Consider the following 23,185-nt stretch of genomic DNA (forward strand, 5'->3'; position numbering starts at 1 on the left):
GAGATTAACATAGACTAAAGGCGAAAGTGGTACGCGAAGACGTACAATTGAAATTAATAATTTTGTACAAAAGCGCATTAACAGTTAGAGCGCTATATTAATTCTTCTTCAAAATCAATAATGATCTTCAGATTTAATTCTCCCAAAAGACTCTAGTTGTACAAATTTAGACTTAAAAAAATTTGGATCTAATTTCCTTTTCACTAAATTAAAAAATCTATCATCATGGGTAGCAATTATAACCTGCTTGTCCAGTTCTGTTGTGATTATTCTTAACAGGTCTATAAATGAAAGTAAATTTATACTATCTAAATGTTGGATCGGGTCGTCCATAAAAATAGTGTTATAACCATTATTACTTTCAAGAGCTTTAGCTAAAAATATACTTAAAGAAAGTATATTTACTTGGGCAGAACTAAAGAATAGTATTGGAGACTCTTCTTTTGTTTTTTCTTTATTCAAGGCTGAAACCATTAAGCCTAATTGACTATCCTCTTGTTGTATTATTCTAAATTCAATATTGGTGAAGTCGGGGTGAGGCTCTATCATTTGATATATTTTGTTGATTGTTGCTAAATTAAATTTTGTTTCTATTTGTTTTTGAATATGCTCTTTGCCAGTTAAAACTAATGAATTTGTATCTCTTAATAACTGATCAACATATTCTTGTTCAGCCAATAAATCATTTAAGATATTTTTTTTCCTTATCCATAACTCATTTTTTTCTAGAACATCGAGATTGTTAATAGCTTCTTTACACACCTGTATTAATTTATCATTTTGGGATTTAGTTTCATTTTTTTGTGATATAAATTGCTCTAAATGATTCAGAGAGACATCATCTACATCAAGGAGCAGTTTGTATTCAGTGAAAAATTGGTTTTTGATATTATTTAATTCATGGTTTAATACATCAATTTGATTAACACTGTTAACAATATTTTCATAATTCTTACCTTCTAACTCCTTTAAAAAATTATTGTAATTTTTAATTGTTTCATTTAAACCTAAAGTTTCGGTAACTAGTAAAGCATTAAAAGAATCTTTCATTTGTGTTAGTGTCTCAATGAAATTCTCATTTTCTAACAATTCATACTCCTGTAATAAAATTCTTCTGTATTCATTAAACTCTTTATTATTTAAAAGATCAGAGATTTGATTGTTAATAAATTCAAAGTTACTTTTCAATTTAGTTAATTCATGTTTCTTACTTATTATTATATTTTTCGTAATTTCTATAGAATTTTCAATTCCACCTATTGTCTCTTTCATTCGCTCAAGATTTAAATTTATTTCATGTGAAACTAAATTAAGCTTTTGACGAGTCTCCTCGAAATAGTTTGATTTATTATAGCCTATAAGAAAATCATAGATTAAAGTTATATTATCTTGATGTTTATTGAATAGCTCTTTTGAATTTTTTAACTTTCCAATTAAATACTTCTCTTTATCAATATACCTCACGTATTTACTTTGGAGACTTTCTATGGCAGTACTAATACTTTCGTTATAAGCTTCTCTAAGTATTATTAGCTTGTTAGTATTATTATTTTTCTCTTCTTCTAACATATTTATATGATTAGTAAGGATATCTATTTCTGAGAGATACTTCGTGTCATTGTTTATTTTTTTTAAGAGTTCATTGAAATCGTTATATTGATGTTTACACAAGGGACAAGAAGAATTTTTTGTTTCTGTAACGAGTTTAGTCCCTAACTCAATTAATTCTAACAAATCACCATTTAATCCATTGTATTTAGAATATAAACTGTTTTTTTCGTCAATTAAATTACTAAGCTCAACATTTCTATTGAACAGTTTTACACATTGATCATATAGAACTTCAATATCATCTGATGGATGTTCCATTGATACTTTTCCCCATAAAGTATTATTATCTGCAGCTCTATATTCTTTATACTTATTGATAATAAATTCTAATTGTTGTTCTTTCTTCCCTTGCTCGATTAAACAGTGTTCAATTCTCCTTATTCTATTTTCATAGAATATTTTCTTTTCTAAAGACGAAATTTTGCTATAGCAATCTTCTAATAAAGATAGGTCGTTTTTTATCTTTTTTCGTTTCTCTATAAGAAATTCATATTCTTGATTTTCATTTATATGCTCTTTTTCAATAAGAAACATCTCTTCATTAATATTATATATTCTTCTATCTAACTCAGATTTACTCGCACTTAATCCAGCAATTTTACTGTTCATCATTTCATAAAAACCGTATTGATTTATTAAGTATGTGACACCTCTAATTTTTAAATTTAATTCTGCTATCTTTGCTTCATACTGCTTGAAATTCTGTTGTTCTACGTTCAAATTGTTGAAAGTATTTAAAATTTTATTCAACTCATTTTTCTGACTAAAATTTTCTGCAATTGAACTCTTGGAGTTAATATAGTCCTTCTTAAGTCTTACACTTAAGTTAGTTGCCCTTTCAATTTCATTCTTACTCTGAGTCGCTATTGTCTCAAAAACAGACAACTTTTTGTTAAGACTTTGCATAGCCTGGTCATAATCTGAAGATTCATCCATAATAATTGGCATGTTATCCGGATCATTTCTGAAAACCTCAGTTACCAATTTATGCACATTCAAAATTACTAATTCATTAGGTTTACTGGCATTGAGTTCAGTCCTCTGAGCACTTATCTTATTAGAGGTATCCTCCCATTTTTTTTGAACGTCTTTGTTCATTTGGATTAAGTTACTGTACACCAGAGTATCATCACTGTGATCCCAAAATTCTTTTAATGCATTGAATCTTTCAGTAGAAGTTGAAAACCTTAAAAAAGAATCTATCTTATCATGTGTTAATACATTCTGATTTATAAACAATTTATTCCGATGTTCTTTGAAGAATTCACTAGACTGAAAGATAACTGGCTTATCATCATCACGTTGTCTTTTACCATTTAATACAGGTGTTCCTAAAACAATTTTTTCATTATTTTCTAATATAAACTCTACTCTTCCATATCTATTCAAACTATTTTTGTTCTTCAATATGTAACCTTTATCATGATTAGCAATTTCTTTTACTCGATTATTGCCATATATCCTCTTTATATTTCCAGAGAAGCCCCACTCAACCGCATCAAAAAAAGAAGTTTTCCCGAAACCATTAGGGGCATAGATAACTATCAAATTCATAATTTCTTCTTCTACTGTAAAATCAAAAATCTGACTTTTGTTATAACCCCGGAATGCTTCAATCTCAATCGATTTAAATTTCATTTCTTTTTCTCCTTTCATTTAAGTAATTTTGTATTTTTTCTTTTTTTAATTTTTTGTTATTCAGTTGTGTGAATTCTAGGAATAGATTAGCTAATTCAGCATTATCTGAGTTGAATAATTTACTTGCCAATGCAATATCATTCAATCCATCAATTTTTTTCTCAATTTTCAAGGTAAATAGTTGCATTTGTATATAATTCATTATCTTATTTTCATCTAACCATTCTTCATTACTATCAATTATTATTTTCCTTGAACAGTATTTATCTTGTTCAATCTTATATTTAACATCTCTTGATACTTTATCTACAACAAAGAAAAATAAATAAATATTCCATTTTTCAACATTTTTATTTAGATTACTTTGAAAATATGTAGCTATGATGTTATTGATTTTCTTCCACATTTCTTCCAACTGAACATTGCTATGAAATTGAATACTGAATATATAAAATGAGAAGTTAGGATCTTTTTTTTCCCAACATAGCAAGTGCTCTAAACTTTGTTGACTATCTAGTTCTAATTTAGGGATTATAATATTATTCTGTTCTATCATTTTTCAAATACCCTTTCTAACTCTATTTTTAATTCTTGATCGATTGTATTAAGATCCTTATTCCAGTCTACCGATTCGAAAATATTTTCAAATTTCTTCAAATGAAATACAGAAATGTTTTTGTCGATCTCTGGGTCATCAATATTAATTACTCCATTTAGTGGTTTAGTTTGTGAAATATCGGTTATTATATTTTTTATCTGAGACTTATTTAGAGCCGCTGCTTTGAATGATCCAGAGTTATTTACAATGATTATTCCGTCTTGGCGAATATCATCATAAATATTATCTTTAGTAACAATGTGTTCAATAAAGTCATGGAAGTTATAAAATCTTTTAACGAAAAAGTGATGAATTGGATCTTTTCTGGCTTCAGAATTAGTTTTATATAAAAGAATAGGGGATGATAGGTCTTTTGACTCTAATTTAAAATTACTATCATGACTTAGCGCAACTAATAATAATACCCATCCCCTCCATAAATCATCATGAATAGATACCGATTCACTATAATCCGAATAAGGAACCAATAATTTCTCTCTAAGAACATCTTTAATTTTTGCTGGAGTAACTTCCGCACTAACCGAACTTTGCAGTTTTTGTTTCAACCAAGACCTTTCGAATTCACTATATCCTAAAAATGCATGATGGAAATAATAATCAAATGTTGATAAACAACTTGGCTCCAATGGCTTCAACGAATTTGCCAACAAGAACTCGTTGAAGCTTGATATATTTTCAACAATAAACTCAGAAAAAACACCTGATGGATGTTTAAGTTCTATTATTACACCAACTATAAGTAAACCTTCATTCTCTTGAATATATACGGCCGATCCAGAGTATCCTTCAATATTTGTCAAAGCATCATTCTCATATGTTAAAAATCCCACATCTACCTTCGCTGTAAACTGCTTTTGCTCATTTCTTTGAATATGCATAATTTTAGCTTCAAATAATTGCCCACAAATGTTTCGATCATTCAAGATATACGGGTATCCATAAGAGATAATTTCACAGTTCCTATGTGGCTCACCCATTAATAGATTGGGGAGATCATTAACTTTTTTCACAATAATACAAGCAATATCATAAGAGTCATCTTCATGTATCTTATAAGATATCACATTCAATTTTTCTCCTCCAAAATCTGAATCTCTGAATATACTAATATCAGATAGTTCCAAAACATTTGGGTTATCAAAATCTTTACCTATTAGACAATGCTTTGCTGTTAAGACATATGAATATTCATCTGAATGTGGCTGAAACAAACAACCACTACCTAGAGAAGGTTTAGTACCACCCACTTGAATTCTAACAGCCATCTGAGAATAATTATCGCTAAACAATCTATTAGACCTCCAAATGATAGTTGTACTGATTTGAATTTAGCAAAATGCATTCAAAATCATAGTTTTCCATATCTTTTTTTGTGAAAATATCACTTCGTTGTTTATAGTTGAAATATAAATATGTCTTATCTTTATTAGAATTAATGATACGCGCCAAACATTCCTTATCAGGAACACCATGTTTTACTCCGTTAGTGCTAATCAAAAATTTTCTACATTCAATAATTTGAAGAAGCTCATCACTAGTATTATACTTACTTCCATGATGAGATACTTTCATTAAATCAATTTTCAACTTATTTCTTTTTGAATATCCTAATGCCTCTAAACTATTTACAATAATGGATGGATGAGAGTCGCCTAACATCATTATTTTTTTGTTTCTATACTCAAATATAAAAGCTATACTTGTTTTATTGGGTAAGCTTTTGTCCTCAATAAATTTATCATTTATCAACTGATCTATATCAAATCTATCTTTGGAATGTGTAGAAAAACTGATTTTAGAGGTCTCTTCACCCAACTCGGTTTCCCAATTTTCGTGTAATTTAGTTAAAGTTTCTATGTTTGGAGATAATATAGTAAATGTTGCACCCTCAATTTGAAAGTAATCAAGTGATTTAATTATATCTTTATTTGAAATACCTAAAGTTTCAATAATAGATTCAAATTGAATGCCTTGAGCAATACTAACTCTTGATGATTCGGTGTCTGTTAGGTAGATATCCCTATTTTGTTGTATTTCGTTACTAAAATATTCATATAAAACCCTTCCTGAATTAAACCAAATTTTCCTAAATATATTTTTGGGTATACTTTTGTCTTTAAATAGTGATAATATTCCTTGAATATGATCACGATCCACGTGTGTAAGAACTAATAGATCAATGAATTCATTTTTTAAAATCATATTATGTATTTCTTTTTTTAATTTTTGAAAACCAATAGGCCCTCTTCCTCCATCAACTAAGATATTTTTTATATCTTTTTTTTCCCCAAATTTTATCAAAAAACAGTCTCCATCCAACGCAGGTAGCGCCATTATTTCAGTATTCATCTTACCTCCATGTATAATTTAATTTTTCCATCATAAAGCAACACAACATTCATGGTATTGGTTCTACAGATTTCGCTATAATGTTACCCAATACCTTCCAAACTAGTGTTCTCTTTCTTTATACTGATATTTGCTATTCCGAAATATTATCAAGAAATTGGAAGAATATTTATTGTGTTAGAGTATTTCTCACATAAAGTCCCCTTCCTCACCTCATTGACAACCCCCAAAAAAGACTCTATCCTAATAACGAACCAATCATTCACTATTAAGGAGTCGTTCCCGATGGTGCAAGCCAAGAAAGACGAAGTCAGGAAAGAGATTGAATACGCGGCACTCAAAGTCTTTTTTGAAAAGGGCTATGTGGATGCCAAGATGAGCGATATCGCGAATGAAATCAATATTTCCGTGGGCAATATCTATACTTATTTTAAGAACAAGAAAGAACTATTTTACGCCGTCGTGCCGCCGGATCTGGTGGATTATCTGAAAAATGTGCTGGTGGAGACGATTCACTTTGATAACCAGACCTTGTTCGAGGAAACGGATAGCAAGCGAAAGTCGGCGCTGTTGCAGGAACAGGTAGACGTATTACGGAAATACCGGAATCAGATTGTTATCATCTTCGAAAAGAATAAAGGCACCATCTACACCAACGCCAAGAATGAACTTGTTGAGCTGATGATCGAAACCAAGAAGGCGTATCTCAAGAACCAATATAAACGATATGAGATCGGCACCGAGGAGAATTTGATCTTACTGAACATCCTCGCGCATAATGTGATCGACATGAATCTGGATCTATTGAAGCGGGATATGAGTGAGGACAGCCGGAAGCAAATTTTCGAAGCGTTGTATGTATACAGACTTTACGGTATGAAGAGTCTCAACGAATAACGTTCCATCTCATCACTAATGCCGGGTATACAAAGCGTGCAGATCAGATCAACTCCCCTTGGTTTGCACGCAAAAAAACTTAATCATAGATCAGCCTATTTTTTTGACCTAAAAATGAATTAATTATTCATTATTGAAAAAGGCATCATCGTTATCCTAACTACTCACCTCACCCACATTCTAAGGAGGAACACAACATGAACACCGCTTATGCATTGAAAAACGTCAATCTGATCCACGGCGACTCAAGCCGCAATCTGCAAAAAAACATGACCATTCTCATCAATGAGCAAGTTCTCATTCAGGATATCGGCCGAGATAACGATTTGCATATCCCAAGTCACTACACAACAATTGACCTCTCAGGGAAATACGTGATGCCTGGACTGATCAATGCCCACGCGCATCTCTTTGCAGATGGTAAACCGTTCAGTCTCTCGGTCAGTGAGGGTTTGTTGCAGTTTGCCTATGATCGGATATTGAACACCAAGTTTGGCAGAAACGTTTTGAAAAAACGTATGAAACGCAACGCGCTGACCGCACTCCATGCGGGTGTCACAACGATGCGCAGTGTGGGGGAATTTTTTTACACCGACGTCCAGCTGCGGGATGAGATTAACAACGGTGACTTTGTCGGTCCTAATCTGCTTGTCTCCGGGTTTTTCCTAAGTGTAACGGGCGGACATGGTGCTCCCTTTCTCGCTCTGGTGGGCGATTCCCCATGGGAAGCACGAAAAAATGTACGCATCAATGTGAAACACGGCGTGGATCTGATCAAAATCTGTGTGACGGGTGGCGTGACGGATGCGAAGATGGTCGGCGAAGCTGGACGTTTACAGATGACGGTGGACGAAGTTGCAGCGATCTGCGATGAAGCCCATAAGATTGGCCTGCGGGTAGCAGCTCATGTGGAAAGCACGGAAGGCGTAAGAGTTGCTTTACAAGGTGGCGTCGATACCATCGAGCACGGTTCGGAGATGGATGACGAAATCATTCGTTTGTACAAAAATAATCCCAATGCCCTGAATGGCTACACCGCACTCATCCCCACCCTGCAAGCCGCTTATCCCTCCGCTTCACTGGATACGAGCGTAACGAAGGTAAGTGCAACGGTAAAAGAGAATTCCAGACTCGTCTACGATTCAATGCTCAAAGGCGTAAAACAAGCGATCGAAAACGACATCACCATCGGGATCGGCACGGATGCTGCCATGCCTTACGTGACTCACTATGATATGTGGAGAGAGATGGACCATTACATGAGACAGGCCAACCTGAACAACAAACAGGTCATCGACATGGTGACCCGAACCAATGCAAAAATCCTCGGTGTTGAAGATGTAACAGGAACGGTGGATATCGGGAAACATGCCGATCTGATTATCATGGAGCAAATTCCGCTGGAACATATCGAGGCCTTGTCAGACATCTCTATGGTCATGGTCAAAGGAAATCTAATTCAAACACCATCTGTCACAAGAATCAAAGAAGTCGACGATGTTCTAAACTCAGTTTGGTAAATTCAGGAGTGAATATTAATGAACAAAATCATTCCACCACCCTCTTCAAAAACATGTAAAACCCAGTATAAAAAAGCACCTACGAAGGGAGGATACCCTGAAACCGTAGGTGCTTTTGGTTAAACAAAACTTCAATTTAACCCTCAACATGCTTACTTTTGTGAACGGAAGGAGAGTTCTTCGTTGAATGGAGTGTCTGTGGTGTTTAAATCATTTCAAGCTCTGTCTTTTTCTTACCCACATGTACACTACTATTGAGCCTACTAAAGCAATGACCAAACTCATTATTGTTATACTCATATAATTATTCTCAGATGTTCCGGAGTTAATGACCGGATAGCCACCCGCACCGTCTACTTCTGGATCAACTCCTTGGGATTGCACATCTTTTAAGAAATCAATCGTCTTGGAGGAATCCCATAGCTGATTATTATCCATACCTCCCATAAGTGATTTTTTCTCAGTAGGTACATCTGGTATATTTACTTCTTTACCATTGATCTTCACGGCCAAATAACGGATATTTCCGTCCTTGATTAATACCGGATTAAGCGTATCTACGTCAGTAGATAAGGATTTTGTCATCGTATTTAAGGACGCATCCAACCTGGAGGCATCTCCTCCTGCAAGAACCACTCTGAACTCACCTTCGAATTGTTCTATACTAAGAAATGACTTTCCAACACCGCCCGATTGCACAATAAAGTCATACTGTCCTGTCGGCTTAGACACATCAATCAGACTGTCAGATACTTTTTCAAATTTCTCAGAGTCAAATAAGTATACTTCGAAGCCAGGGCCTAAAGTGACAGACTTAACTTCTTCTTCATTCTCATAGCCATATCCCACAGGATCGTCTAATACCATTTTTTTGAATTCATCCAATCCTTGTCCTTTGGCAAAGGTCTGTACATCTTCAGGTACATTGCTGGCATAACTACTTGGAGCCATAATGTAACTGACCATTAGACCTATCCCTATTATCATTAAAATTCTAATATATTTCATGATTATAGACCTCCTCAGCTAATCCTTATTGATAATGCCAAAAGTCTTTAAGTCCCCATCTCCACGTTCTTTCTGCTCCCGTACCTCCGTTAAATTTCGAGAATTCCATTGAAGTTTTCACACCATCCCAAGGATCCAGATAATGCATATAATAAGTATAGGTAGGAGTATTACTATAGCCATAAATAGCAACTGCATGACCAATAAGAGCCGTAGGACTATTCCATTTCCAACTCACATATACGGGGCGCCCTCCATCAATCTGACTTTTTACTTGGGCAACATTTAGATTACCTGAGTAATAATTAGAAGATACTCCATAGTCATGCATTCCACTTTGGGCTTCTACTGTGGATGCCGATATATTAGCACAAGAACTGGTTGACTTCACTTTCTTAACGAAATCGCATTGATAGACATTTTTGTTAGCCGTGAATTTAAGAACACTTGAACTAACTGCTGCCCAACACCATTCACTCTTCTCTTGCTTTGCAATAGGATATGATGGCAAATCAGTAGAAGCAGCATATGCTTGTGACACAAAAGAGAGTGTGAATATTAGTGCAAATACGGAGAATAAAAAAGTTCTTCGAGATTTCATTTTAAACCTGCCCCCTCATTTCATTAGATTTGAATAAATTTGTTAAACTGCGCTTATCTACCTCAATCTTTTTTGTTCCCTCCAATCCAAACCTTCCATATTCATGTCACCCACGCTGTATATAACTAGTAATTCATCATAAATGTTTCCTTTTTTTTAAAATACTTTAATCTAAGTTCAAAAAAAGTAGCGCAAAGCATATCCACCATTTGAGGCTTGTTGCAGTATGCCTATGATCGGATATTGGATACCAAGTTCGGAAAAAAAAAGAGTGAAACGCACTGACCGTACTCCATGCAGGTGTGACGACGAGGCGTCGTGTGGGAGAATTCTTTTACACTGACGTGCAGCTGCGGGATGAGATTAACAACGATGATTTGTCAGACCCAATCTGCTCGTCTCCGGTTTTTTCCTAAATGTACGGATGGAAATGGGGCTCCTTATCTGGCACTGGTGAGCAACTTCCCATGGGAAGCATGAAGAATAAGGGTCGCTTTACAAGGTGGTGTGGATACCATTGGGTACGGTTCCGAAATGGGCGACGAAATCATTCGTTGGTACCAAAATAAACCTAACGTCGTTCTTCTTCCTGACGATAGGCGGGATAATTGGGCAACTCATTGATTTCGAGAACATCTTGTCCAACATCAGGACCAAATTCTCGTCCAATGGCTTAAATGAAGGATTAACGGTTGCCATCTCATTGTTGTGCGTGGGATCGATCCCGATTCTGGGGCCACTATAAAGTGCATTACAGGGGGATAATACCTTTTTACAAATCAATACGATTTTCTCAGGTATTACGTCATTGATTCTGGCATCCACCTTTGGGATCGGCATCATCTTCTCAGCGTTCATTCTATTGATTATCGAAGTACTGGTCTTCTTCTCGGCTGATTTCTTATCCGTCTTCATGACGACAAACATCATGAACGAAATCACTCTGATAGGTGGTATCCTGGCGCTTTGTACGGGGTTAAACATCTTGAAGATTACGAAGATCAAAGTGTTGAATCTGTTGCCTGCCTTATTTATTCCTATCTTTATGCTGTAGCTTCAGATATGTAAATATAGAGTTCATCAATCATACTTAATACTTGCTTCAATTAAATATGCTTTATCTTTAGGATTCAATAATTCAGGCATTATTCTTTGAGGTGGCGGAATATCTTCAACAGGTTCTCCATCCAAAAATAATTCAAGTGCTTCTTTCGCCATCAATAATGCTTCTTCAACTGAATCGCCACAGGTGATACACCCAGGCAGATCAGGAAATGTAACATTAATTCCATCCTCAGCAAAATTAAAAATTGCGTAGTATTGGTAAGTTCGAATCATATGGGACACTCTCCTGTTATCTATACTTTTAGCAAAAACAGCAAAAAGCCTTTCGGATTATATCTGAAAGGCTCTCAACTCGCTTTTACTCTTAATTTCCCTCAAATATATTGTTATAAGATTAATCATTCAATCCTTTGCCCTCCAGGATCGGCTGCATGTACTTCTCGATTCGTGACACTTTTGTTTTGGATTGCTTCGGTTGTGAGAAATAATAGAGATATGCCCGCTGCCGTCCGGGTGTCAGTGCTTCAAATGCATCTCGGAAAGCAGGATTCTCATCGAATTGCTGTTGAAGTTCCTCAGGAACGCTATATTCGGTAGTCTTTTTCATTTCCACTTGCAGTCCGGCCTGTTCCACTTCAATCGCTTGCTGGATATAGGCTTTGATCATAGCCTCCTGCTCCTCAATTTGCTCCAGACTGGTGAAGCGAAGCTGGCGTTCTGCCTGTACATTCTCCGTTTGCTGGACCAAAATGCCGTGTGTATCCTTCAGCAGAGCACCTTTGAAGAACAGAATGGCCACGTATTCTTTGAATCCATGAATTAGTACGATGTTTTTCCCATCGAGCATGTAACAAGGATGCATCCACTTCATATCCTCTGTCAGTTCAAAATCCCGAATAATCTCTCTCAGCTTTGTGGACTCTTCCTTCCACGTTTTGAGTTTCTTTAGATAGCCGTCAACTTTGCGATTCCCACTTGTATCGGTCATGGAGAAATACCTCTCTTTATCTCATGGTTTTATAGATTCAATTGTACTGGTTTTCAGTGGATTGTACAGCGTTGCTTACAGAGCCTTTATTGACTTTTCCACTTGAATTTAAACCTGAATAGCAACAAAGACCATCCTGTTAGATGGCCTATAATTAAAGAAAGTGATTTAAGAAGACGTATTAATTGGTTTGAATTATTTGGGGCGAGTTCTATTAAATAAATGGCTAAAGAAGTCAATATGGACGTAGAGTATAATCTGTTGTACTCTTTTATGGCAGTTAATTATTTATGGAGAGCAACGGACCTGATTCTAAAATCCTTTTTCCCAACTAAACAACTATCCTTTTCAATGTTTATAATGACTCAGCAAAAAGGAACTATGTGCAAACTAACTGAAGAACAACTTCAATTCTTTAAAAAGACGGACCCACAACTGTTTGATAAACTCGTAGAACAATCTGAAACCCCATCAAGTTAATTCCGGCTACGGATAAGAAATAAGACAGCCAGCTCCCAAGTACGGGGGCTGGCTGTCTTATTTAATTGTAGTTGTTGATGGAACAGAAAGTCTTATGAACCTTCAAGCACCTTATCTTCAATTACAGGCGCCGGTATTTCTTTAATCTCTACGGATTCTTCCGGAGCAAAGCTCTGGATCTTCATCGGCATAGAATCCAGGTACTTGTACTCTTCGGTCTTGGTAGAGCTAGTTACAATTTCACCGTTTTTGTCTTTCTGATAAATCACACGTTTTGTCGGTAAACCCGTATTTACATCAATGGTTACAACTTCCTTGTGGAGGTTATCCTCCGAAACAGCTTTTTGCTCGTTACTCTGTGTAGCAGAACGGGATTGTGTGCCCGCTGCTTCCAGTACTGTCCAATCCTGACTCTGTAATTCTTCTTTAGCATTCTCCAACAGCGAGATCTGTAGCAACTTCTCATTTTCAGCAGCTATGTTGTCCGGCATGGTCCAAGTATTCCCAACCAATTTTCCTGTCTCGAAATCTCGACCATACGAAGTGATTTTCTTACCACCATCTTCAATAATCAATTTATTATGAAGCTGGTTATCACGGTATTCCTCAGTGATTTCTGTCAAATTCACACGGTCCCGGTAGCGAACGATATATGATCCGTCTTCAAACGATTCTTTAATGTAATCAATCTTACCCTGGGTCGCCTTAAGTGCTGCGTTTTCAACATCGCTTTGAGCACTAACTACAGACGGTTCATTCAAGTACATGTAGCCACTCACAGATGCAGCTACCAGTGGAATGGTGAGTAGTGTAACCAATGTTTTTTTCTTCACAGGTTGGCCCTCCTCTTATTTAGTCAGTATATATTCTTATTGCTTTATTCTGATTTTTACGTGCCTAACATTTCATATCCTCTATATAATTATCCGTTTTGTACTTAACAATCCACTTAGTGAGGAATTAACCATACTATCCAATATGGAACTCAGTGTATTACGTTCGCATTTAATCTCTAAAACATTCAAAGTGTTGATACTACTTTCTAACACTAAAAAAAGCGATACTCCTGAGGGAATCTCGCTTTAAGTTTATTATGAAATCAGCATCTTCACGTATTATACAATATTTTGGAAGTTGAGCTTAAACAAATCAATTAAGGTTACGGCGTACAGTTTCTCCATTCAATAAATTTACAGTTTGATCATTAATTGAGATTGTGTGGTTATCAACCCATTCCAACTTAACTTGATCTGTCTTTCGCTCATAGTAAAATACTCGTTTAAACCATAGAGGTCCTTTTAGTTCTCCTATAACTCCAGAAGACCCCATGGCACCAGCGTCAGTTTTAAAGAAATTTAATGTATAGTTCTTGTCTGGTGAATGCGTAGTCGTAAGTAATTCTTTTGAACCCGAAAACATGGATGTAAATGATAAAACACCAAAAAGTAAAACGATCAGTACTACCGAAAGAAGCGTGGATATCCAACTTCTTACCTTAGCTGACTTGCTCGATTTATCTTTGAAACTTATTAAACTTAGGACCAAGCCTATAACTGAAAATAGTAGAATCACGTAGTTTGGTGGTATAACTAACCATTTATTATTCATATTAGAATACAGTGAATACATCGAAATAATGGACAAAAAAAGTACTAAAAACAAAGCTAACCAGCTTATTTTTTTCACTAAAAATGAACCCCCTTTTCCTTAAATAGATAAAAATTCGCGGTTAATACATCTTTCCTGCTTAATGAGATGACACATATCCCTCAATATATAAAGTTTAGTCGAAGATTATGTCCATTGTTAATTATCTTGTAGCGTCATTGAATCCTTGTTGTATAGCGGCTCTATCATTTTTATCTTCTGGAGTCCAGATATCACCGTTAGCATACTGACCACCATAAAACAAAATTTGCAAAGGAAATAAAAATTGTCCAGTGAACCCATAATTGTAATTTCCAATATATTCAGTAGTTACTGTTCGACGTCCTGTGTGTGTATCGGCCAACCATTGTTTCTGAGCACCACCCCAACCTGGTTGGGTTTTATAATCCCAAGGTCCACGTATATTTACTTTTGCTTTAAACCATATTGCTGTGGACGCTGTTGCTACTAATGCGGGTTGGCCCGTCGTAGCGGAAGAATAAAAAACATTCCAATAGTAACTCGTCAGTTGGTTTCTATTTGCTGTAACCATTCCTTTAAGATCCAGAATTTCGCTATATGGTGTAACTATATCATCAGAAGGATTAGAAGGTTCAACAGTAATTAAATTGCTTGGTTCTTCTCTTGATAACTTAGCGATTTTTTCATCAGATACCATCTGAGGGTCATTATTATCGTCAATATATGAGTAGCCCGCTCTAATCAGAACATTTGTTGATTGAAGACTATTAATATAGTCTTGGTATACGTTTTCATCTGTAACTCCAAGCTTCTCTTTATTGACTTCAATTTCATTGATGTTGATCAGACCTCTTACAACTTTAATAAGGTTAAGATCTTTAGCTTTTTCATGTAATTGTTGGACTTGAGCGACCTCTATTACTTCAGAGTCTGCAGCTTTTGCAGAGAGATTGAAACTCATGAATAGCGCTATTGCTAAGATCGTTCCCAGTACGTACTTCAGTGATTTGTGATTTATAGTATTCATTTAGAATAACTCCCTTCAAATTAAAAAGTTAGACGAAGTTACTATCCTCCTTTCTACATATGAGGCTTTGAATAAACAGCTAAAGATACTATTGTTAACTCCTATTTTGGAGTAGACAATCAATTCAACTCTGGTAAAGAAGTTAAGATAAATTACCGCTAATATATGTATTTATACATAATCTAGATTAAACATATATATTACATAAAAATATTTATTAAATACATTGATTCTAGTATTTTACATTTAATTGTTACAATTTGTAAACAACGGCTAACTATTTTGCTTATACACCACAATAATCCATAAGATATAAAGAAAGCCATCCTCCTAATTTCAGGGTAGCTTATCGAATGGATACTAAATACGAGATTGCACTTCAAAAATAATCTTATGCCCGCTCTTGTTCATGGAGCTTCAGTGTAATGTTAACTATCGGTTTGTACGTGCTGACTGATACATATCTATCAAATCTATTTCTTGCTGAATTTGAAAACTAGATTCTCACTCATTTTTCTAAATATTTCCGAAATTCCCCTTCAGCAAGCGGGTTTGATCCTTATTAGATGTACCCTAGGCAGCGTGCAATATTTCCATTGAGTTGCTCGTCAGTCATAACAGACAACCGTGACAGTTGATGGTTCATATACAGACCTCCATCCGGATTTGGAAAGCACGGACCGGGTTCTTTCACAAGAAGATATGACTCCACATGTATACAACCCACTTTTACTTGTATACCCCCATTTTGCAATCATAGCTGTTCGTGTATATGATTCAAGCTATTGAGAAATACGGGGCAATTAAAGGTCTTTCCTTGGCATTCATCGTCTTCGCAAATGTAATATCAACGGTGGAGGATATGATTATCCATAAAGCAAAAAGGTCCATAGACTGTCTATGGGCCTTTTGGTTTGGTTAACATTTCTGGCTTAAGCTAATATCCAGTAGTGACTGTGTCTCATCTTCCAACATGGAGGAAGCTATCATCATGAAGTCATCAACCCCAATTTCAAAGTGACCTTTACGAAATGGAAACCCCCAATTGCGATTTCCGCGTGTAAAACTAAGTTGGTCTAACAACGTTGCGATCTTCACTTCTCGACACGGAAGATAACGGAGATCTCGGCGAAAGGGTACAAAGGATTCCGACATCTGGTATTGGTATATCCTATTGTCGGTAATTTGGCCAATAGCGGTAAAAGCCTGAAGTGGCTTGCCTGTTGATATGTCTGTGCGTGGAGAATAGTATATCAGCCAATCACCCGCGGACATCTGTCGCAACAGTGCTGACTTGCCATGGCACAGCTGCGCAAATCCTCCCTCTACGGCTACATTCACATGAGAAGCAGATACAACGCCAATCCAATATCTGCTGTCCTGATTTGGTTTCATAGATACATCCCATCCTCTTTTCTCGTATACATTTCCAGATTCGATATCAATCGATCTAATTGCAAAAAAATGATGTCTGTAGTGCATGTCTATCAACAAAAACCACTCCTGAGCGTTTAGAGCGCCAAGCCTTGGATGATGTATTTTGTTATTTACCGATGCTTGGTATACAAGAGGTTCTGTACTCCTCATCCGTTCCATGACCATGTGAAGCCCATCAATCAAGGACTCCATGCTCTCGGGTGGTTGCGGGGTGTACTGCGGGGAAGCAGGGACTTTAACAGGCACGGGAGGGAATTGTCCTAATTCAAACACTTGCCTACCCAGTTCTGTTTTTTCCTCCCCCAAGTTTAACGTTGAATCCTCACTGCTCAAACACTGCTCAATATTATGCAGATGCAAGAAAAGCGCTGATTGAATCAAATGTACATACGTCTGTCCAATGGACCATTCCTCTTCACTCTGTTTTTTATGTAAGCTCCCCATATCCAATTTGTTCAGTTCTGCCAAATATCGTTCTACTGCCGTTTCAAATGATTTCAATACTTCCGTTGTACTTCTCATCCTTCAACCCACTCCTCTTGATCTGTGATATATCAAAGTATAAAAAAACACTACTGACAGGTGTATGTCAGTAGTGTTTTAAGATATTTTTGGCTACTTCCTGCATGCGGAAGCGTAAAGACTCTGGCTCCAAGACCTCGATATCTCCACCCCAACCAAGTAAATAATGCAATATTTCCTCCGGATAGCGGACACGAAAATGAAAAACAACACCTTCCTCTTGCTCTTCAAATGCATCCATATAAAAATGAAGGGCCTCCATAATTTTGTCAGCAATTTCAGGTTTAGCCCGAATTAATACTTGTTCGTTACGGTCCTCAGGAGGTCGATAACTGTTTAGATCAAAATCCGGTGGCAAAAGGAATTGATCCTCCAGCACGGAAAGTTCAGTCATGCGTGACAAACGAAAATGACGGATGTCTTGTCGCATATCACAACGTGCAATTAACATCCAATTCTCCTGAACCAGTGAGAGTCCGTAAGGTGAAACCTCACGCATATTATAGCGATTGCCATCCGTTCCTGGCATTTTTTTCAGGTACATAAAGCTGATCTTACGTTGATCCAGAATGGCATTACGTATCTGGTTAAGGTATGTTTTCACCCGCGCTCGGGTTAAAGGTTCAACCGTATGAAGCAGTCGCATCGTTTCCCGAACACGTATTGATTCGTCACGAACGGATTCAGGTAAAATCGCTTCAATTTTGCGTTGAGCCGACTTAGCCTCCATCGCGTATTCTGTATCCATTCTCTGTTCGATAAAATCAGCTCCCATGAGCAGGGATACGGCTTCTTCTGCTGTGAAGCTTACCGGGGGCAGAAAATATCCTTCCATGAGGGAATACCCATGACCCGGAGCACCCATGATCGGAACACCAGCCTCACTTAATGCCTGAATATCTCGATATATCGTACGTACACTTGTCTCAAATTGAGCAGCTAAATCTTCTGCTCTTAACATCTTTCTTCGCTGCAATTCAAGCGTAATCGCAAGTTGCCGCTCCGTTTTGTTCATTTTCCAAGCCCCCACCGTTTCATCGTTCAAACCTAACTCATTCTATCACAGTAACTTGCCCTTTCGTTTCGTGGATTAGATCAATGGAACGTCTTACATATCACCAGAAGAAAATCTTATGTGGACTTAGAGCGAGTTGTTTGTGAAATCAGACCTATCTCCACTTTATATTCATACTGGAAAAATACGATACATAAACCGATAATGTTGAAGATAGCTAACAACGCAACAATCATTATTCATTGAAGGAGTTGTACACTTTTGAAAAGATTCTATCTAGGTTTTGGATTAACGATCACTATTATCATTTGACTATTATCAAGCTCTACTCCAACAGAAGCAGCATCGAAGAAAGTAACCTTAAAATTGTCAGATGGAGCGACGTACTATGGTGAAGTTTTAAACGGGAAACCTCATGGTAAAGGAACAGCAAGATGGGGAGAAACCGAAGTTTACTCTGGAGATTGGGTGAGTGGTAAGCGGCAAGGAAAAGGCAAGTATACATATACATTAGTTGAAGGTGGAGGTGTCCCCTTTGAGGATTACAATGAATCTAATATGGGCCATGGCACAGGTGAATTCACTACAAAAACCTACACCGGATCATGGATTAATGAAAATATATTGGGATTAAACCATCCGAATTCTCCAAAGGTACATTAACTAGTGGCAAATTCACGGGGGTTACGCATCTAATCGATTATAGTGATTCAGTTAGTTATTCTAAACAAGTCATAATGAACAATAACGTATTAAAAGAGAATCACATAACATCTGCCGTCTTTGATAAGGATCGCAAGAAAATCATTCATGAATTCCTGCAAGCTATTAGGCCCTATTCAGTCAAAATCAATACCATCTCTGACGAGATTATGTCATTAAAAGACATTAACTACGAGGAAATGATTCCCTAGGTAGTGGAGGTCACAAAATGAGAAAAAAGCGATGGATTGTGAGCATAGTCATTTTGATTATCATACTTTTCATGAGCGAATTGATGATGTTGTCCTCAGGAAAGGTTGGCGTTCTCAACATAACGCAGAGAGTCATTTCAGGTGCACCTCATGTTATCGTTCAAGGGCAGACACTGTCTTACCAAGGTAAGGTTCATTGGGAGGATATCCAAAGTAGTATCGAAGAATATTCCGCAAGCGATGAAGGAACGGTCTTGTATAAAGCACTAGGCACCCCTGTCCCACCACCTTGGATATATGTGAGAACAGGAAACCATCAGGGTTTCCGATATAAAATCCCACAGCTTCCCTGGAAACTATAAAATGATCTGGGAACTTCACGAGCGGACATCACCAGATGTCCGCTTTTGCTATGAATTTATAGTCTCACTCGCTCAATGGTGACATGTCCTATGGTTCAGGTATCAAATACAATCCACACTATTGTTCCTCTCACTTTTCTTCCAATCCATTAAACTGCCTGAGCATGGCGGTGAAACGCCCCAGTTCCTTATCATCCCATCTGGATATACGGTCATAAAAAGCTGACTCCTTCTCCTTGAGGGCAGCGATCGTCGATTGTTGACCAAGTTCCGTAAGAGATAGTAACACCCCGCGCCGATCTTCGGGGTCTGGCTCTTTGCTAACATATCCCGACTTTTCGAGGTGTTTGATTAATCGGCTGACCGAGCTGCGGTCCATTGCAGTCGCTTCTGCCAAAGCTGCGGCGCTTGTTGGGCCATAGGAGTACAGCCATCGAACCAGGTGAAAAGCGGCAGGTTGCAGGTTCGCATCAAAACGCTCGGCAGAGCGAACGTTAAGCGCATGCGAAGCACTGATCAGTGCATGAATCTGCTCACCCAGCGCTAGCTCCAGGGTTGCTCTATCTTTGGTTTGGACTGGATTTTCACTCATTATTGTTAACTCCCTCTCCTCGATACATGAAAGTAGGCTTCCAGAAATATAGTTGACAAATATCAATTAATATTTATAGTTGATTTATGTCCATTATATATTTTCGAATCTATTCGTGTCAAAAGGAGATCTTCTTATGCAAACTCAACATCCCATTATTGTAATTACCGGAGCAACAAGCGGTTTAGGGCAGCTTGCTGCCATGGAACTCGCCAAACGCGGGGCACATCTTATACTCACAGCCCGAAGTAAGGAACGTGCAGAGGCTACCAGGTACAAAATCAAGGAAATCATGCCTTCTGCCAAAATCGAATTTTTCTATGGAGATTTGTCTTTACTGAGTGATGTAAAACGTATTGGGTTAGAGATTGTTGCCGCTTATCCGCGTATAGACGTACTTTTGAATAATGCCGGACTTCATGCTTTTGAACAGAGAGTCACGTCCGAAGGATATGCCGAGATGATAGCCGTCAACTATTTGGCACCTTGGCTGTTAACGCACACCTTGCAGTCTTCCCTGATTCAATCCGGCCATGCTCGAGTCGTCAATGTTGCATCTGAAGCTTCGCGAAATCACGGCACACTAGTATTGCCAGATGACTTAACGGATATCACTCCTTTTACTGCACGCGGTTCATCTCCAATCTATGGCAAAACCAAACTGCTCAATATTATGTTTACTGGTGAACTCGCCAGACAATGGCGCAGAACCGGAATTCGCGTAAATGCCTTGAACCCTGGCTTTAATGTTACGGGTCTTGGACGAGAGCTATGGTTTGCAAGTGTGCTTGAACGCATGTTAACCTTTTTGCACATCGGCGACCCGCGCCGGGGTGCGGATATCATTACTCGGTTGGCTGTGGAACCGAAGTATGGCGAGGTTTCGGGAGGATATTTCAATGTGGGAACTGGGGCATCTATTGTTCCTATACATCCTGGCGGAGATGAGGCCATGCAAAACAGACTGTGGATCGTTACGACACAACTGATGAACGATCACGGCGTGCTGGATTAATCAAAAAAAGAACAGGGGTGTTCCAAAAGCCATAAACACAGCTAGTAACACCCCCTCCTTTTTTCAGTACTTAGATTGCTGCAAATACCTTGTCAAAACCCGCTTTCGACTTAGCCAATATTTCACTCAAACTTAGTTTCGATGCCGGTGCCAGTACTTCCTGAGCCACCACGCCATTGTAACCAATCGCCTGCAGATTTCTCAGAAACCCACCCAGATCAATGACCCCTTCCCCGGGATACAAACGCTCATAATCCAGCAATTCTTCAACGGGCAGATCATAGGCATCATTAATGTGAACATGAACAACCTGTTCTTTCTTCAGCTTCAACAGATCTTCCATCGGTAAACCATTCGTATGCCAGTGATAGGAATCTACCAATAAACCTACGTTAGGCGCATGGATCGTCTCAATCCAGTCCAGCGTATCTTCCACACGCCAGATAAACGGATTCTTCCATTGCGTCCGCAAATGGTGGCAGCCCACAAACTCCAGACCCAACTTAATCCCGTAAGCATCCAAGATATCTGCACAGAGTCTCAAGCGTTTCGTAGCCGCGGCCATAAATTGCGCTGCCGGTTGATCCGTTGAGGGTAAAATATACGTGCAACAGCTGTAACAGTCCAGCGAAGCAGAAGCTTCTGCCATAGCGACCAACGATTGCAACCCCTCACGGAACTGTTCATCTGTCGCCCGCCACTCCACTGTCAGGCCCGATGAACCGATGATCACCTGATTGCTTTCCAACAGATGTTGCGCTTGTTCTTTGCCATACGTTTCAATCAATGAGAGCGGATTCAAATCTACAGATCCGAATCCGTGCTTGGCCGCATCTGTGATATATTGTTCATCAGACTCGATGTTCCCCAATCCCGCATTTGTTAACCCTCTAATCATCCCAATCTCCTCCTGTGACTCGTCTGGAATTACAGATTGTCCAACCACTTTCTTGTCCCCTTAACCAACACTCTGGTTTGAACAGGGCATATTTTTATAATAACAGTACTCTCTCAAAAAGAAACCATCATATCCCATTCTTGAAAAGAGTAGTGCAAGCAGCTGCAACTTATATCCAACTTTCACGTATTAAAATGAACATCTAATTAAGGAAGGGATTGGTAATCTTAAAAATGAACTCCATACCCAAAAAACATGTCCCTACCCTAATCTTTCTGGTATGCGTTGTCGTCGTGTCCTTACTTGTTGGGATATTATCCAGACCCTATTTTACTGAGCCCATATTCTATGTAGATCAGCATAAGTACACTTACGATCACGAGCAAGGCTATCAAATTACGTATGAGAGCAGTACAGCAGACCCCATTCAGGTCACCGTCAATCAGCAGAAGCGTACGGTCAGCATCGATCAGCAGAACTATGTCATTACCCAAATCGCCTCCACCCCTATTGCAACGTATAACGTGGTATACCCTAACGACCACCAATATACAGTTGAACAACAATCCGAGCAATTATTAAGCTACGATGAAACCGGGAAGATGCTTTCTCCGGTCAACATGTATGTAGACAGCCAACGAGTCATGGAGGATGACGAAGAGCAGTATACACCTGCTATGCTCGTGACTGCTGCCTATCCGGAATATCATCACACGCCAGGTACACCCGTTCTCCTGTTCATCGCGCTTGCCGGACTCATCTATGGATGGTGCAGCTTCTATTATCCAAAGTTTCAGAAGTTTCAATTCTTGCTCTCTCTCCGCTGGATATGGTTAAAAGATCCCGAACCTAGCGAATTTTATTACGTCATGAGCAAAATTGGCGGTATAGCTTGCATGATCGTAGCCATATGGGCCGCGTTTCAAGCATTTTAAGATATTTTCTTCTGAGTGGAGTGTGCTCAGAAATGCTCTGCATCAGAACAACGGTAATCACGT

At 37.9% G+C, this 23,185-nt stretch carries 21 protein-coding genes and 2 pseudogenes; 7 read left to right on the forward strand and 16 right to left on the reverse strand.

Annotated features, from left to right (window positions below; genetic code table 11):
• Positions 1-114: 114 nt before the first annotated feature.
• Genes MKZ13_RS23220 through MKZ13_RS23235 form a run of 4 tightly spaced genes read right to left on the reverse strand, consistent with a single transcriptional unit; the run spans position 115 to position 6,217 of the window.
• The gene (locus MKZ13_RS23220; RefSeq protein WP_339178552.1) at positions 115-3,249 is read right to left on the reverse strand and encodes a hypothetical protein; all 3,135 of its coding nucleotides are present in this window, start codon (positions 3,247-3,249) and stop codon (positions 115-117) included.
• Positions 3,239-3,805, reverse strand: a complete 567-nt coding sequence (locus MKZ13_RS23225) for an ABC-three component system middle component 1 (RefSeq protein WP_339178554.1) — start codon at positions 3,803-3,805, stop codon at positions 3,239-3,241. The genes MKZ13_RS23220 and MKZ13_RS23225 overlap by 11 nt, the downstream gene beginning before the upstream one ends.
• Complete coding sequence (locus MKZ13_RS23230; RefSeq protein WP_339178556.1) at positions 3,802-5,157, reverse strand: ABC-three component system protein; 1,356 nt, start codon at positions 5,155-5,157, stop codon at positions 3,802-3,804. Before MKZ13_RS23230 ends, MKZ13_RS23225 begins: the two co-directional genes overlap by 4 nt.
• 4 nt (positions 5,158-5,161) lie before the next feature.
• Entirely contained in the window at positions 5,162-6,217 is a 1,056-nt protein-coding gene (locus tag MKZ13_RS23235; protein WP_339178558.1) for an MBL fold metallo-hydrolase, read from the reverse strand.
• Positions 6,218-6,502: 285 nt separating this feature from the next.
• Here MKZ13_RS23235 and MKZ13_RS23240 point away from each other — a divergent pair, with 285 nt between their 5' ends.
• Together MKZ13_RS23240 and MKZ13_RS23245 are read left to right on the forward strand one after the other, a co-directional pair.
• Positions 6,503-7,114: a TetR/AcrR family transcriptional regulator gene (locus tag MKZ13_RS23240; protein ID WP_339178560.1), complete on the forward strand. Its 612-nt coding sequence runs from the start codon at positions 6,503-6,505 to the stop codon at positions 7,112-7,114.
• A gap of 197 nt (positions 7,115-7,311) precedes the next feature.
• Positions 7,312-8,634, forward strand: a complete 1,323-nt coding sequence (locus tag MKZ13_RS23245; RefSeq protein WP_339178562.1) for an amidohydrolase family protein — start codon at positions 7,312-7,314, stop codon at positions 8,632-8,634.
• A 210-nt stretch (positions 8,635-8,844) separates the two neighbouring features.
• Here MKZ13_RS23245 and MKZ13_RS23250 read toward each other — a convergent pair whose 3' ends face one another.
• Both MKZ13_RS23250 and MKZ13_RS23255 read right to left on the reverse strand, forming a co-directional pair.
• Positions 8,845-9,642: a hypothetical protein gene (locus MKZ13_RS23250; protein WP_339178565.1), complete on the reverse strand. Its 798-nt coding sequence runs from the start codon at positions 9,640-9,642 to the stop codon at positions 8,845-8,847.
• Between the two features lie 25 nt (positions 9,643-9,667).
• The gene (locus MKZ13_RS23255) at positions 9,668-10,243 is read right to left on the reverse strand and encodes a papain-like cysteine protease family protein (RefSeq protein ID WP_339178566.1); all 576 of its coding nucleotides are present in this window, start codon (positions 10,241-10,243) and stop codon (positions 9,668-9,670) included.
• Between the two features lie 505 nt (positions 10,244-10,748).
• Between MKZ13_RS23255 and MKZ13_RS23260 the strand changes: the two are divergent.
• A pseudogene (locus MKZ13_RS23260) lies at positions 10,749-11,297 on the forward strand (DUF554 family protein).
• 26 nt (positions 11,298-11,323) lie between these two features.
• On the opposite strand, the gene MKZ13_RS23265 reads toward MKZ13_RS23260, so the two are convergent.
• From MKZ13_RS23265 to MKZ13_RS23300, 8 genes and pseudogenes are all read right to left on the reverse strand, one after another.
• Positions 11,324-11,581, reverse strand: a complete 258-nt coding sequence (locus tag MKZ13_RS23265) for a type II toxin-antitoxin system HicB family antitoxin (protein WP_339178568.1) — start codon at positions 11,579-11,581, stop codon at positions 11,324-11,326.
• A gap of 121 nt (positions 11,582-11,702) precedes the next feature.
• On the reverse strand, positions 11,703-12,296 hold the full coding sequence (locus tag MKZ13_RS23270) for a YdeI family protein (protein ID WP_339178571.1): 594 nt from the start codon (positions 12,294-12,296) through the stop codon (positions 11,703-11,705).
• A 572-nt stretch (positions 12,297-12,868) separates the two neighbouring features.
• On the reverse strand, positions 12,869-13,609 hold the full coding sequence (locus MKZ13_RS23275; protein WP_339178573.1) for a hypothetical protein: 741 nt from the start codon (positions 13,607-13,609) through the stop codon (positions 12,869-12,871).
• A gap of 316 nt (positions 13,610-13,925) precedes the next feature.
• A complete protein-coding gene (locus MKZ13_RS23280; RefSeq protein WP_192133379.1) occupies positions 13,926-14,462 on the reverse strand; it encodes a DUF5412 family protein in 537 nt (178 codons plus the stop codon).
• A 124-nt stretch (positions 14,463-14,586) separates the two neighbouring features.
• Entirely contained in the window at positions 14,587-15,432 is an 846-nt protein-coding gene (locus MKZ13_RS23285; protein WP_192133377.1) for a polymorphic toxin type 44 domain-containing protein, read from the reverse strand.
• A 918-nt stretch (positions 15,433-16,350) separates the two neighbouring features.
• Positions 16,351-16,827, reverse strand: a complete 477-nt coding sequence (locus MKZ13_RS23290) for an EVE domain-containing protein (RefSeq protein WP_339185438.1) — start codon at positions 16,825-16,827, stop codon at positions 16,351-16,353.
• Between the two features lie 129 nt (positions 16,828-16,956).
• Positions 16,957-17,391 (reverse strand): annotated as a pseudogene (locus MKZ13_RS23295) (DinB family protein); the annotation flags it as partial.
• Positions 17,392-17,458: 67 nt separating this feature from the next.
• Positions 17,459-18,406 carry a YafY family protein gene (locus tag MKZ13_RS23300; RefSeq protein ID WP_339185439.1) on the reverse strand — a complete coding sequence of 316 codons (948 nt, stop codon included), beginning with the start codon at positions 18,404-18,406 and terminating at the stop codon, positions 17,459-17,461.
• Between the two features lie 366 nt (positions 18,407-18,772).
• Between MKZ13_RS23300 and MKZ13_RS23305 the strand changes: the two genes are divergently transcribed.
• Entirely contained in the window at positions 18,773-19,069 is a 297-nt protein-coding gene (locus MKZ13_RS23305; RefSeq protein ID WP_339178578.1) for a hypothetical protein, read from the forward strand.
• Between the two features lie 268 nt (positions 19,070-19,337).
• A complete protein-coding gene (locus MKZ13_RS23310) occupies positions 19,338-19,682 on the forward strand; it encodes a hypothetical protein (protein ID WP_339178581.1) in 345 nt (114 codons plus the stop codon).
• A 130-nt stretch (positions 19,683-19,812) separates the two neighbouring features.
• On the opposite strand, the gene MKZ13_RS23315 is transcribed toward MKZ13_RS23310, so the two are convergent.
• On the reverse strand, positions 19,813-20,274 hold the full coding sequence (locus MKZ13_RS23315; RefSeq protein ID WP_339178584.1) for a MarR family transcriptional regulator: 462 nt from the start codon (positions 20,272-20,274) through the stop codon (positions 19,813-19,815).
• A 136-nt stretch (positions 20,275-20,410) separates the two neighbouring features.
• On the opposite strand from MKZ13_RS23315, the gene MKZ13_RS23320 reads away from it, so the two are divergent.
• Positions 20,411-21,289 (forward strand): SDR family NAD(P)-dependent oxidoreductase, encoded by an 879-nt coding sequence (locus tag MKZ13_RS23320; protein ID WP_339178586.1) that lies wholly within the window; start codon positions 20,411-20,413, stop codon positions 21,287-21,289.
• Between the two features lie 70 nt (positions 21,290-21,359).
• Here the strand turns inward: MKZ13_RS23320 and MKZ13_RS23325 are convergent, their stop codons facing one another.
• Complete coding sequence (locus MKZ13_RS23325; RefSeq protein WP_339178589.1) at positions 21,360-22,187, reverse strand: sugar phosphate isomerase/epimerase family protein; 828 nt, start codon at positions 22,185-22,187, stop codon at positions 21,360-21,362.
• Between the two features lie 293 nt (positions 22,188-22,480).
• Between MKZ13_RS23325 and MKZ13_RS23330 the strand changes: the two genes are divergently transcribed.
• The gene (locus MKZ13_RS23330) at positions 22,481-23,122 is read left to right on the forward strand and encodes a DUF6199 family natural product biosynthesis protein (RefSeq protein WP_339178591.1); all 642 of its coding nucleotides are present in this window, start codon (positions 22,481-22,483) and stop codon (positions 23,120-23,122) included.
• Positions 23,123-23,185 lie beyond the last annotated feature (63 nt).

Origin of the sequence: Paenibacillus sp. FSL R5-0701, from assembly GCF_037973995.1 — a bacterium.
Taxonomy (GTDB): Bacteria; Bacillota; Bacilli; order Paenibacillales; family Paenibacillaceae; genus Paenibacillus.